The organism is Salinivibrio sp. AR640 (genome assembly GCF_001995405.1).
GTDB classification, from domain to species: Bacteria; Pseudomonadota; Gammaproteobacteria; order Enterobacterales; family Vibrionaceae; genus Salinivibrio; species Salinivibrio costicola.
In genome coordinates this window covers 14,708-27,329 of record NZ_MUFD01000029.1, presented here as the reverse complement: position 1 = coordinate 27,329, position 12,622 = coordinate 14,708, and the positions used below count along the sequence as shown (strand labels likewise).

At 51.4% G+C, this 12,622-nt stretch carries 10 protein-coding genes; 6 read left to right on the top strand and 4 right to left on the bottom strand.

What is annotated here, in order from left to right; translation table 11 throughout:
* Positions 1 to 16: 16 nt before the first annotated feature.
* Complete coding sequence (locus BZG75_RS13145; RefSeq protein WP_021022574.1) at positions 17 to 961, top strand: bifunctional GNAT family N-acetyltransferase/hotdog fold thioesterase; 945 nt, start codon at positions 17 to 19, stop codon at positions 959 to 961.
* Here the strand turns inward: BZG75_RS13145 and BZG75_RS13140 are convergent.
* The 4 genes from BZG75_RS13140 to hslR all read right to left on the bottom strand — a co-directional run bounded on the left by BZG75_RS13140 (position 958) and on the right by hslR (position 6,189).
* A complete protein-coding gene (locus BZG75_RS13140) occupies positions 958 to 2,799 on the bottom strand; it encodes an AsmA family protein (protein WP_077577225.1) in 1,842 nt (613 codons plus the stop codon). The two genes, BZG75_RS13145 and BZG75_RS13140, sit on opposite strands and share 4 nt — an antisense overlap.
* A 124-nt stretch (positions 2,800 to 2,923) precedes the next feature.
* Positions 2,924 to 4,552: a phosphoenolpyruvate carboxykinase (ATP) gene (pckA, locus tag BZG75_RS13135; protein ID WP_021022572.1), complete on the bottom strand. Its 1,629-nt coding sequence runs from the start codon at positions 4,550 to 4,552 to the stop codon at positions 2,924 to 2,926.
* Between the two features lie 321 nt (positions 4,553 to 4,873).
* Positions 4,874 to 5,749 (bottom strand): Hsp33 family molecular chaperone HslO, encoded by an 876-nt coding sequence (gene hslO, locus BZG75_RS13130; protein ID WP_021022571.1) that lies wholly within the window; start codon positions 5,747 to 5,749, stop codon positions 4,874 to 4,876.
* Between the two features lie 35 nt (positions 5,750 to 5,784).
* Positions 5,785 to 6,189: a ribosome-associated heat shock protein Hsp15 gene (gene hslR / locus BZG75_RS13125; RefSeq protein ID WP_021022570.1), complete on the bottom strand. Its 405-nt coding sequence runs from the start codon at positions 6,187 to 6,189 to the stop codon at positions 5,785 to 5,787.
* A gap of 287 nt (positions 6,190 to 6,476) precedes the next feature.
* Between hslR and gspC the strand changes: the two genes are divergently transcribed.
* From gspC to gspG, 5 genes are all read left to right on the top strand, one after another.
* On the top strand, positions 6,477 to 7,346 hold the full coding sequence (gene gspC / locus BZG75_RS13120) for a type II secretion system protein GspC (RefSeq protein WP_158009992.1): 870 nt from the start codon (positions 6,477 to 6,479) through the stop codon (positions 7,344 to 7,346).
* Between the two features lie 71 nt (positions 7,347 to 7,417).
* Positions 7,418 to 9,400: a type II secretion system secretin GspD gene (gene gspD / locus BZG75_RS13115; RefSeq protein ID WP_033379160.1), complete on the top strand. Its 1,983-nt coding sequence runs from the start codon at positions 7,418 to 7,420 to the stop codon at positions 9,398 to 9,400.
* Positions 9,397 to 10,923 (top strand): type II secretion system ATPase GspE, encoded by a 1,527-nt coding sequence (gene gspE, locus BZG75_RS13110; RefSeq protein ID WP_077577223.1) that lies wholly within the window; start codon positions 9,397 to 9,399, stop codon positions 10,921 to 10,923. The genes gspD and gspE overlap by 4 nt, the downstream gene beginning before the upstream one ends.
* A complete protein-coding gene (gene gspF, locus BZG75_RS13105) occupies positions 10,923 to 12,158 on the top strand; it encodes a type II secretion system inner membrane protein GspF (RefSeq protein ID WP_077577222.1) in 1,236 nt (411 codons plus the stop codon). The genes gspE and gspF overlap by 1 nt, the downstream gene beginning before the upstream one ends.
* Positions 12,159 to 12,165: 7 nt before the next feature.
* Positions 12,166 to 12,621: a type II secretion system major pseudopilin GspG gene (gene gspG / locus BZG75_RS13100; protein ID WP_033379158.1), complete on the top strand. Its 456-nt coding sequence runs from the start codon at positions 12,166 to 12,168 to the stop codon at positions 12,619 to 12,621.
* Position 12,622: the final 1 nt, after the last annotated feature.

Genomic DNA, 12,622 nt, shown 5'->3' with positions numbered 1-12,622 from the left:
ACAAGGAGAGACAGGCATGTTTAGAATCGTTACCCCGCGCACAGAGCAAGAGCTAGCGCGTTATTATGATTTTCGTTATCGGATGTTAAGAGAACCATGGCATGCGCCGCGTGGTTCAGAGCGCGATGCGTATGATGTTAATGCGTGCCATCGTATGATCGTAGACAGTGATGACGCGCCGGTCGCGATTGGACGCTTGTACTTAACCCCAGACAATGACGGCCAAATCCGATATATGGCGGTGTCACCAGATTATCGTAATCGTGGTTTAGGCGCCTTAGTGCTCATGGCGTTAGAGTCGTTGGCGCGGGAAGAGGGCGCTAAGCGTCTGGTGTGCAGTGCGCGTGAAGAGGCGGTGAGCTTTTATGCGCAACACGATTTCCTCCGTCAGGGCGATCTGAGTGACGAGCGAGGACCGATACGTCATCAGCAGATGGTTAAACCCTTGGATCCGTTATCGGATGTGGTTCGCCGTCCCGAGTGGTGCACCGAGCTTCAGCAGCGTTGGCAAGCACACATTCCGATTAGCGACAAAATGGGAGTCAAAATTAGCCAGTTCACTGGCTACAGCTTTGAAGTGAGCGCCAATTTAAACGCCAATTTAAACCCTCGCCAAACCATGTTTGCGGGCAGTATTTTCAGCCTTGCGACGTTAACCGGTTGGGGCATGGTATGGCTATTGATGAAAGAGCGCCAACTCAGCGCGGATATTGTCCTAGCGGATAGCCATATTCGCTACCGTCGTCCGGTTGCAGAACGGCCCCGGGCGAGTGTGTCACTCGATAACCTTAGTGGCGAGCTCGATCGATTAGAAAACGGACGCCGTGCCCGTGTGACGTTAGAAGTCGATTTTTTCAGTGGTGATGAAAAAGCCGGTGTGTTTACCGGCACCTATGTCCTGCTCCCCTCGGATGATGGCGCTACCGCACAACCTGCCCCTCAGTTGGCCTTGTTACGCTAACGAATGCGTGGGGCGTCCGTGCGATAAATCGGCCACTGGATGGATAAGCGTGTCTCGCCTTGCAGTGCACCGGTCAGTTGGCCGCGATCAGCATCAATGGATAAAGTCTCAAACGGGAAAGTCTGTTGTTTGTCCTTCTTGGGGCTTGGCGGTTGCAGCCAAGCGCTTATTTGTGTGGCCCAATTTGTGTCTGAGTCTGCATGGGTTTTTGCATCTAAGAAGGTGATATCCATCTCGCCATTGAGCCCCACATTGAAGCTTTCTCGATCCGCTGCCAGCCCTGACCACTTTGCCTCAATATCATGAAACCCTGTCAGGGGGAGGGGCCAATCAAACCAGTCTTGATAAACAGAGAGCGGAATTTGTAACCCATCCACAAGCAGTGACCATGGTTGACTAGGGGCGCTTAAGTCCCAGGTTCCTGATACAGCCAGTTGGCCATCAGGGAAGCCCAGTAATAGCTGCTGGAGGGTTAATTTCCCTTGATCAGCATCGAGGCGCAAATAGGGCTCAGCCAGCCAATGCTGATTGATGCTGGCGTGGCTTGCGCTGGCGGTCAAACGGCCATCGGTTAAGCGCCATTGTTTGAACGGGGATAGCTGCAATGCGCGTCCATTAACATCAATGCCACTGATTTTGATAGGAAACTGCGGCGATAAGGCCAGCCATTGATTATGTTTCAGTGATACGTCGTCAATGAACAGTGTCTCTGGCCACTCCGGGAGTGCCGCCATCAGCGGAGAAAGCACTGCGTGACTGAGTGTCAGGTTATTGGCTTGTAGCTTATCAATCTGCCAATGACGCTTAGAAAAGTGCCCGGATAGCCCGACAAATCCTTCTTGCCATTGACTGGTCAACTGATGGATCACCCAGCTTTCGCCGTGACGTTCAATATCCCCAAGCGGTTGATCCCAAGTCTGCGTGTGCCAGCGGATATAGTCAGCGTTGAATGATGCACGCAGCTTAGGCTGTTGCCACCAAGGCGTCTTTGGCGCAATGGTGATGTGCTCGGCCGATAAGGTGAGGCCATTCACCGAAAACTGTTCGGTTTCGGCACTGAGTTGGCGAATATCAGTACGGTCGATGGTTAACGTGGTTGTGTGGGGCCATTGCAATAAGGCGTTGGACACGCGTTGATACGTGTCTTCCCCGTCGATAATGACATCGCTCAGGGTTAACTGGGTTAAGGCGAGCGCACCTGGCTGCCAATGGCCTTGGGCGCTGATCGCGGCACCTTGCCACTCAAAAGACACGCCGCGGAATTGCCAACCGTTAGGCGCTGGTGTGGCATCGACTAAAAGTCGGGAGGCTTGTAGCCCATGCCAGTCGACTTGTTTGGCCTCCCATTGCGCGCGGCCGCGAACTGATCCTAAGGGGGCTTGTCCTTTGTGCCAATCATCGAGCTGAGCGCTGACTTGCTGCGCTTGCCAGCCTTGTCCTTGCAGGGAAAGATCATTAAAAAGGACACGACCAATGGTAAGCGTCGCCGGTAGCATATCGAGAGACGTTATGGCCCGATCGGTCAGGTCAAGGCTTAGACCGTCAATCCTTACCCATTGCAGGTGAGACCATCGTTCGACAGAGAACTGTACACGCGCCGTATTGGCCTGCCAGTGTTGATGGCCATATTGGTAATTCGGTTGCGTCAGAGTGAGGTGAAGCGGGCGTTGCCAGTGATAGTCCACCTGTTCTGCCGTTAAGGTGCCTGGCAGTATAGGGGTGATAAGGGCAGTAAAAACCTGGGTGGCGTGTCGCGTATGGAGCAACACGAAAATCACTGACAGTGAGATTATGATTAGGATAAAAAAGCTGGCAAAGAGTTTGGCCAGGATGCGCATGAATGAATCCTATCAGGCAACGAGTAGCAGTAAGATTGGCGCAAAAGTTGCCAAACTTCAACCAGTCAACCAGTCACCCTGAGGAATAGCGCCCCATATCGCATCAGCAATATGGGGCTAGGGGTTAGTCTAACTGTGGACCTGCAGCGACCAAGGCTGCGCCTTCTTCGGTATCTGTGTATTTATCGAAGTTATCGATAAAGCGTGTGGCCAGGTCTTTCGCTTTGCTTTCCCATTGCAGCGGGTCAACATAGGTATCACGCGGGTCAAGAATGCCGTCGCTCACTTCGTCTAGCGAGACAGGAACTTCCAAATTAAAGATTGGAATTACCTTGGTGTCGGCTTTTTCGATCGAGCCGTCTAAAATCGCGTCGATGATCGCGCGGGTATCTTTGATGGATATCCGCTTGCCTGAGCCATTCCAGCCTGTATTGACCAGATAGGCTTCAGTCCCTGCCGCCTCCATGCGCTTGACCAATACTTCCGCATACTTGGTGGGGTGCAAGGTCAAAAATGCCGCGCCAAAGGCCGCTGAGAAAGCAGGCGTGGGTTCAGTAATGCCGCGCTCGGTACCTGCTAACTTCGCGGTAAAACCAGATAAGAAATGGTACTTGGTTTGTTCAGGCGTCAATTTAGACACCGGTGGAAGTATGCCGAATGCATCCGCAGACAAGAAAATCACCTTGTTGGCATGGCCGCCTTTTGAGACCGGCTTCACAATATTATCGATATGATAAATGGGGTATGACACGCGGGTGTTTTCTGTCTTCGAATTATCGTCAAAATCGATGCGGCCGTCGCCACGGACGGTGACGTTTTCTAATAACGCATCACGGCGGATGGCGTTATATATATCTGGCTCAGCCTCTTTAGATAACTTGATGGTTTTGGCATAGCAGCCCCCTTCAAAGTTAAAGACGCCCTGATCGTCCCAACCATGTTCATCGTCACCGATAAGCTGGCGCTTAGGATCGGTGGAGAGTGTGGTTTTCCCGGTTCCAGATAGCCCGAAGAAGATGGCAACGTCGCCATCTTTGCCCATGTTGGCGGAGCAATGCATCGATGCGACATCTTGCAACGGCAAGAAGTAGTTCATCATCGCGAACATGCCTTTTTTCATTTCACCGCCATACCAAGTACCGCCAATAAGCTGCATCCGTTCGGTGAGGTTGAAAACGGTAAAGTTTTCTGAGTTTAGGCCGTGTTCACGCCATTGGTTGTTCACGCATTTGGCACCATTCATCACCACAAAGTCGGGCTCGAAATCTTTAAGCTCTTCCTCGGTTGGACGAATAAACATATTTTTGACGAAGTGCGCCTGCCAAGCCACTTCGGTGATCACGCGAATACGTAATCGTGTGTTGGGGTTGGCACCGCAATAGCCATCAACGACAAACAGGCGTTTATTAGAGAGTTGTTGTGTGACCAGTGCCTTGAGATCATTCCATACCGCTTGATCGATCGGTTTATTATCGTTTTTGCCTTGATCCGACCACCACAGGGTATCGCGCGTGGTGTCATCACGAACAATGTACTTATCTTTGGGAGAACGGCCGGTAAAAATACCCGTGTCTACCGACACCGCGCCGAGTTCGGTCACTACGCCTTTCTCGTAGCCTTCCAGCCCAGGTTTGGTTTCTTCTTCGAACAACTGCTCATATGAGGGGTTACGGATGACTTCTTTGACATTTTCCAGACCATAACGGGAAAGATCGATGTCAGCGACCTCAGATTCGACGTTCAGGACAGTCATAGGTGCTCCTTGAGGTAAGATGGTGTTAACTGTCTTTGTGCTAGCAACCTGAAATATAGATTCAGGAACTGACTCCATAGATGACGACAGACTGGGGTTATTGTGATTGTAGGGTACGGACCACCAGCTGCCATGTCATAGACATGGTAACGCTTAGTTAAACGTTTGCGCTACCCAAAGACCTATTATTGTTTGTACAAAAATAACGCGCAGAAAAATGTGAGTTAAGTCGGGAAGGAATAAGAAAAAAGCCAGCGTTGTGCTGGCTTTTGAGCTTGGTCAAGCTTATTTACTTCGAAGCGCTAAAAATGTAGCACGTGGTTATTGCATTTGAGAGGAGGAGCTGGCGTTTTGCTCAAAAATTGCCGCCACATCAACGCTATCGAACGCATAGTCAGTGCCACAGTAATCACAGTGCAAATGGATCGTACCCATTTCCGCGACCATTTTGTCGACTTCACTGCGCTCAATCGCGGCAATAGCACCGGCACTGCGTTCACGGGAGCAACTGCATTTAAACACCACATCTTGTGCCGGATACAGGGTGACTTTCTCTTGATGGTACAGACGGTATAAGACATCTTTGGCGCTGAGGCTGAAAAGTTCATCATTTTTAATCGTTTCAGTCAGCTGGGCAAGGTGATCAAAGTCGCCTTCGTCGCCTTTATCGTCAGGCAACACTTGCAACATCATACCGGCCGCATGCGGCTTGCCGTCAACCTCTCCCGTGCGTAACCAAAGACGGGTCATTAACTGCTCTGAGCGTGCGAAGTAATCTTCCAAGCAACCTTGTAAATGATCCGACTCTAAGCCAACAATGCCTTGATAGCGCTCGCCATCGACAGGCTCAATGGTAATGACCAGTTGGCCCTTGCCCATCATTTCTGGCAAGGTCGCATCCTCTTTGACGTCACCTTTCACCCGCGCGGTGCCGCGCAGTTGCTGATGGTGATCACCATTAATGACCGCCAGCGACACAGGACCATCTCCCTGCAATTGCACCGTGATCGAGCCATTAAATTTGAGTGTTGCGGTAAGCAGGCTGGTGGCGGCCAACATTTCACCCAGTAAAGCATTCACCGGGGCTGGAAAATTTTGATTCTCCAGGATGCGTTGATAGGTTTCGTCGAGCTTGACTAGCTCACCACGCACAGACACATCTTCGAATAGGTAACGGTGTAATTGATCGTTTGACATGCAATCTCTCTCCGGCAATGGCGCGACTTGCGGCCTTAGTCTATGCCTTGTTTAAACTTACGAATATCTCGGCGTTGCTTTTTATCCGGTCGTCCATCGGGACGTGGATTATGGGCATTTAAGCGACGCATTTCCGTCTCGTGCTCACGTTTCTTTAGGCTCGTGTCGGTTTCTTGATACAAGGTTTGCGCGATCGGCGCGCCTTGACGTTGCTCCGATAACGCTAAAACAGCGATGGTTCTTTCATCATGGCCTTGGCGCAAGCGTATTTCAGCCCCAACCTCGACCATTCTGCTTGGCTTGGCACGTTGACCATTGTAGTGCACCTTGCCCCCATCGATCATATTGCGAGCAATAGAGCGTGTTTTATAAAAGCGAGCGGCCCACAGCCATTTATCTAACCTGACCGCTGTCAAAGGTGCTGATTTGCTTTTTTTCATCCCTCAACTCCTGCGCAATCTGGATCGGCGACATTAGCATAAAATTTACTTTAGAGCAGTATCACAGCATCAGAGCTCATCCTCCCGTCATCGCTGCGACTTCGGTAAAATAAACACGCTATAAATGAAAAAGTCTCAAGATCACAATGTGTTTTTGCTAGTATGTCCAGCTTTTCGTAATCTAATCGTGGAATCTAATGGCGAAAAAGGCCATCAATAGGCATGTGGTGTCATTAATTGGTTTTAAAAGGATGATCCAGGCAGGAAGCCCTCAACGAACAATCTCGATGTCTGCACTGACACGCGGTCGGGTACTGCTGTGCCTAAACGGTGGGCTAGTACTTTTACTGGCTTGGCTTATTGGGCGGCTGGTGTGGCATGTCTACACGCCTCCCGCGGCACCTATCTTGCCGTCGAGTAGTCAGGTTGTGACGAGCCAAGTCGCCAGTAAGGGGGCCTTTTCATTGGCGCCCGCGATTAATGCCCAGTTATTTGGTCGATTCCAAGCTTCCGCGCAACAGCGCCAGCAGTCGGTTAGCCAAGTGCCTGAGACCCGTTTACAGCTTACTTTAGTCGGCGTGGTGGCTTCCAATCAGCCTGCTCGGGCATTAGCGGTGATTGCTAACGGTGGTCAACAAGCAACCTATGGTGTGGGTGAGCAAGTTAAAGGTACCCAGGTCAGTGTCGATCAAGTCTTGTCCGATCGCGTTATCCTTCGTCAAGGCACGCGTCGTGAAGCCTTGTTGATGCCGGGTGTGGAGGCCGACAGTACACCGCAAACCGTGTTCTCTTCTTCTGAGGGTAACTATACGCCCCCAAAGCCGACGCCAATCTCAAGGCAGACCAGCCCTGACTGGCCTGCCGACTTAGCGCGACAGCTTGCCAGCAATCCTCAGCGGTTATTTGATTATGTCCAGTTAGCGCAGGTCGGCGATGCCAGACAGTTAAAAGGTTTTCGTCTTACACCAGGAAAAAATCCGGTGTTATTTGAGCAATCGGGGTTACAGCCGGGTGATATCGCCGTCGCTATTAACGGTCTAACACTGAGCCGTTCGGTGGCGCTTCCCGATATTCTCAATCGCATTCAACAACAGGGCACGCTTGATTTAGTCGTCGAGCGACAAGGGCAGCAACATGACATTTCGATTCAACTATAAATTACCACAACCGCCCCGTGCGGCTTTAGGAGTGTGACGTGAACGTAAAGCAACGACTGATCCCCTATCTGATGGCCGCAAGTCTGCTTTTCTCTGGCCTACCGGCGGGAGCGGCAGAATTTAGTGCCTCGTTTAAAGGCACGAACATTCAAGAGTTTATCGAAATTGTAGGGCGCAACCTCGAGAAAACCATTATCGTTGATCCCTCGGTACGCGGCACCATTAATGTACGCAGTTACAATACGTTAGACGATGAACAGTACTACCAATTTTTCCTTAACGTGCTCGAAGTGTATGGCTTTGCGGTGGTTGAGATGGAAAATGGGATTGTTAAAGTTGTTCGCGACAAAGATGCGAAAACCTCGCCCGTTCCCGTGGTTGGAGAAGGCGATAACGTGGTCGGTGACGAAGTCGTGACGCGCGTGATTGCCGTAAAAAATGTCTCGGTGCGCGAGCTATCCCCTTTGTTGCGTCAGCTGATCAATAATGCGGGGGCAGGGAACGTGGTGCACTATGATCCTGCCAATGTCATTATGATCACCGGTCGTGCCGCGGTGGTGAATCGGCTCACCGATATTATTCAGCGTGTCGATCAAGCAGGCGATAAAAAAGTGGAAGTGGTCCGCCTTGACCACGCGTCAGCCGCGGAAATGGTACGGATCGTCGACACCCTCAATAAGCGAGACAACGCCAACACCCGCCCTGAGCTTTTAGAACCACGTATTGTTGCGGACGAGCGCCTGAATGCGGTGTTGGTTTCTGGCGAGCCCAAAGTCCGTGAGCGCGTGATTGAACTTATCCGACAACTCGACCAAGAAATGGCGACGACCGGCAACAGCCGGGTGATTTATCTGCGCTATGCGAAAGCGGAAGACGTCGTAGATGTATTACAAGGCGTCTCCGATAATCTGTTAAAAGAAAAAGAGAAGAAAAACCAACCGAGCGTAAATGATCAAGCGGTACAAATTTCCTCGCACCAAGGCACTAACTCGCTGGTGATCACCGCGCCACCTGATATTTTAAAAACCCTTGAGAGCGTGATTTCTCAGCTCGATATTCGCCGCGCACAAGTGTTGATTGAAGCCTTAATCGTCGAAATGTCGGAATCCGATGGGGCGAACCTCGGCGTACAGTGGGGATCGCTTGAAAACGGCGGGATTCAGTTTAATAACGCAGGGGTGGGTGTTACCAGTTACCTCACAGGACAGAAAGCAGCGGAAGATACTACTCGTACTGAAGTACGCTATCGGGATGATGGTACTCCGTACAATGTTCCGATTACCGAGTCGGGCGATTACTCGGCATTAAACAATGTATTAGGTGGATTAAATGGCTTGGCTGCCGGCGTAGTCATGGGCGATTGGACCGCCTTGGTGACCGCGGTGGCGTCGAAAAACGAGTCGAATATTTTGTCGTCGCCCAATTTGATGGTGCTCGATAACCAAGAAGCCTCGTTTATTGTCGGTGAAGAAGTCCCTGTGATCACCGGCTCGCAAACGGGCTCGAATAACGACAACCCCTTCCAAACCGTTGAGCGTAAAGATGTGGGGATCAAGCTGAAAGTCACCCCGCAAATCAATGAAGGCTCCGCGGTGTTGCTCGATATTGAGCAAGAAGTCTCGAACGTGCTTGGCGCCAGTGGCGCGGTGGATGTGCGCTTTGGTAAACGTCAACTGAATACATCAGTGATGGTCGGCGACCAACAAATGATTGTATTAAGTGGCTTGATTGACGAACGAACGGTCGAAAGTGAATCCAAGGTGCCACTGTTGGGGGATATTCCTATTTTAGGGCACTTGTTTAAGTCGACCTCGACCGAAACCGAAAAGAAAAACCTGATGCTGTTTATTAAGCCGACCATTATTCGTACCGGTTTGACCGCAGACGGGGTGACTCAACGCAAATACAACTATATCCGCGCCGAGCAATTACAGCGCGCCCAAGATGGCGTTAAGCTGATGCCTGACGCTGAAAAACCGGTCCTGCCTGATTACAACAGCGAAGCAGTGATGCCGGCCGAAGTACGTATGCTACAAGCGGAGTTAGAAGGATGAGTGAGCGTGCTGCGGCGCTAGCGGCTGAACCGGTGACAACCTGGCAGTTACCCTTTGGCTTTGCGCGTCGTCACGGTGTGGTGGTATTGGCCGATAACGACACCCCGCGTTTACTGTGTTTAGCGTCGGTAACACCGCAGACCTTGGTGGAGGTGCAACGTGTTCTGGGTACGGATATCGCCCCGGAATGGGTGTCGGATGCTGACTTTGAGCACCATCTGACTCGCCTTTATCAAAGAGACAGCGCCGATGCACAACAGCTAATGGCTGACATTGGTGCGGATGCCGACAGCGACGACTTTTTCTCGTTGGCCGAAGAGCTGCCGCAAAGTGAAGACTTGCTTGAATCGGAAGACGACGCGCCGATCATTAAGTTGATTAACGCCATGTTAGGCGAAGCGATTAAAGAAAGCGCGTCTGACATTCATATCGAAACCTTTGAGCATGCGTTATCGATCCGTTTTCGCGTTGACGGGGTGCTGCGTGACGTTCTATCCCCCAGCCGCAAGTTGGCCCCCTTATTAGTGTCTCGCGTCAAAGTGATGGCAAAACTGGATATTGCCGAAAAACGGGTCCCACAAGATGGGCGTATTTCGGTCCGTATTGGTGGGCGAGCGGTGGATGTGCGGGTGTCGACCATGCCCTCGTCTCACGGCGAACGTGTCGTCATGCGTTTGCTGGATAAGAACGCCGTCCAACTGGATCTCGCGCAGTTGGGCATGGTGCCCAGCTTGCACCAAGATTTTCGCGCACTGATTCACAAACCTCATGGTATTTTGCTCGTCACCGGCCCGACGGGGTCAGGGAAATCCACGACCTTGTATGCTGGATTACAAACCATTAACAGTGAGGATCGCAATATCCTCACCGTGGAAGATCCGATCGAATTTGATCTGGCGGGTATCGGTCAGACCCAAGTCAATCCCAAAGTCGATATGACCTTTGCGCGAGGGTTGCGCGCTATGTTGCGTCAAGATCCTGACGTGGTGATGGTGGGTGAAATTCGAGACTTAGAAACCGCACAAATCGCCGTACAAGCCTCACTGACCGGTCACTTAGTGATGTCGACACTGCACACCAACACGGCGATTGGCGCGGTGACACGCTTACGTGATATGGGCATTGAGCCTTTCTTGTTGTCCTCCTCGTTACTCGGCGTGCTGGCCCAGCGCTTGGTCCGCACCTTATGTCCACGGTGCCGTATCCCTTATCAAGCCGATAGCTCGCAGCAGCCGTTATTTGTCGAGCTAGGCTTGGCGAACCCCGGCGAGGCGATCACGCTCTATAAAGCGGATGGCTGTGAACACTGTCACCACAAGGGCTACCGAGGCCGAACCGGGATTCATGAATTGCTGACAGTCGACGAGAAGGTGCAAGCGCTTATCCATCATGATGCGGGCGAGCATGCGATAGAAGAAGCCGTGCGTGCGCAAAGTCCGAGTATTCGCTATGACGGCCTAACCAAAGTGCTGCAAGGGCAAACCACCCTTGAAGAAGTGATTCGTGTCACCAAGGAGGGCTAATGGGCGCATTTGACTATCAAGCGTTAGACGCGCGAGGGCGTAAGCGTAAAGGGGTGATTGAGGCCGATACTGCACGACAAGCGCGTCAGCAGCTGCGTGACAAAGGCTTTACCCCGCTCGACGTCAATGCTACGCGTCGTCAACGCGCCAACCAAAAGGCATCGGCGTCGCAGCCACTGTTCAGTCAACGAAACCGCGGTATTCGTACACAAGAGCTGTCGTTGATCACCCGCCAATTGGCGACCTTAATCGATGCCTCTATGCCACTTGAAGAGTGCTTAAAAGCAGTGGCAGAGCAAGCGGAAAAACCGCGAATAGGCAGCATGATGACCAGTGTTCGAGCGCGAGTGATGGAAGGGTACACCTTGGCTGATGCGTTAGCCGATTACCCACAGGTGTTTAATGAACTCTACCGAGCGATGATTGCTGCCGGTGAAAAAGCGGGGTATTTATCCACCGTATTATCACGCTTGGCTGATTATGTTGAGAACCGTCAGCGCATTCAGTCCACGTTGTTACAAGCCATGTTGTATCCCGCCATTCTCACCTTCTTTTCGGTGGTGATTGTCGCCTTTTTACTGGCCACCGTGGTGCCTGATATTGTCGGTCAATTTGTTCAAACCGGTCAGGCGCTGCCGGCATCCACCCAATTTCTATTGAACGCCAGTGATTTTATTACCGACTGGGGGGTTTGGGTGGTGAGCGCACTGATCCTTATCGGTGTCAGTATCCGAGCCTTGCTTAAGGATACGCAGCGACGCTTAGTGTGGGATAAAAAAATACTGTCCTTGCCGGTAATTGGCCGGGTGGCTCGCGGCCTGAATACATCCCGTTTTGCGCGTACCTTGGCAATATGCACGGCCAGTGCCATCCCGTTATTAGATGGGATGAAAGTCGCCGCGCAAGTGATGAGTAATCAATACGTCCGCATGCGCGTATTGGAAGCTGCGGATAAAGTGCGGGAAGGTGCCAGTTTGCGTGTCGCTTTGGATCAGTCGCGCTTATTTCCTCCCATGATGCTGCACATGATTGCCAGTGGTGAACGCAGTGGTGATCTTGAGCCCATGCTCTCTCGTGCCGCGGATAACCAAGATAAAGATTTTGAAGCCCAAGTGAATGTGGCACTAGGTATATTCGGCCCGTTGATGATCGTATTAATGGCAGGATTGGTGCTTTTTATTGTCGTGGCCACCTTGATGCCGATTATTGCCATGAACGATATGGTCGGATTGTAATTTTATAATGATAAATAAGGAGAACAAGATGCGTCGTCAACACGGTTTTACCCTGCTCGAAGTGATGGTCGTGGTGGTGATTATTGGCTTATTAGCAAGCTTTGTCGCCCCCAATTTGCTCGGTAATAAAGATAAAGCCGCGGTCAAAAAGGCGATTGCTGATGTCAGTGCGCTTGAAAATGCTCTGGACATGTACAAACTGGATAACAACCAATATCCCACCACCGATCAAGGCTTAGACGCGTTAGTGAACAAACCGCAAAGTGAGCCGGTACCGCGCAGCTATCCGGATCAAGGCTACATTAAGCGCTTGCCACAGGACCCATGGAATAACGATTATCGCTATGTCAGCCCAGGTGAACATGGGGTGATTGATATTTTCTCGTTAGGCGCGGATGGCCAAGAAGGGGGCGACGGTGTCAACCAAGACATCGGCAACTGGAACCTTAACGAGCTGCAATAAG

Bases quoted from the DNA above. Each gene is read 5' to 3' on its own strand.
- gspE (WP_077577223.1), top strand. From the start codon at position 9,397: ATGAGTGAGCGTGCTGCGGCGCTAGCGGCTGAACCGGTGACAACCTGG.
- gspF (WP_077577222.1), top strand. From the start codon at position 10,923: ATGGGCGCATTTGACTATCAAGCGTTAGACGCGCGAGGGCGTAAGCGT.
- gspD (WP_033379160.1), top strand. From the start codon at position 7,418: ATGGCCGCAAGTCTGCTTTTCTCTGGCCTACCGGCGGGAGCGGCAGAA.
- BZG75_RS13140 (WP_077577225.1), bottom strand. From the start codon at position 2,799: ATGCGCATCCTGGCCAAACTCTTTGCCAGCTTTTTTATCCTAATCATA.
- hslR (WP_021022570.1), bottom strand. From the start codon at position 6,189: ATGAAAAAAAGCAAATCAGCACCTTTGACAGCGGTCAGGTTAGATAAA.
- gspG (WP_033379158.1), top strand. From the start codon at position 12,166: ATGATAAATAAGGAGAACAAGATGCGTCGTCAACACGGTTTTACCCTG.
- hslO (WP_021022571.1), bottom strand. From the start codon at position 5,749: ATGTCAAACGATCAATTACACCGTTACCTATTCGAAGATGTGTCTGTG.
- gspC (WP_158009992.1), top strand. From the start codon at position 6,477: ATGTCTGCACTGACACGCGGTCGGGTACTGCTGTGCCTAAACGGTGGG.
- pckA (WP_021022572.1), bottom strand. From the start codon at position 4,552: ATGACTGTCCTGAACGTCGAATCTGAGGTCGCTGACATCGATCTTTCC.
- BZG75_RS13145 (WP_021022574.1), top strand. From the start codon at position 17: ATGTTTAGAATCGTTACCCCGCGCACAGAGCAAGAGCTAGCGCGTTAT.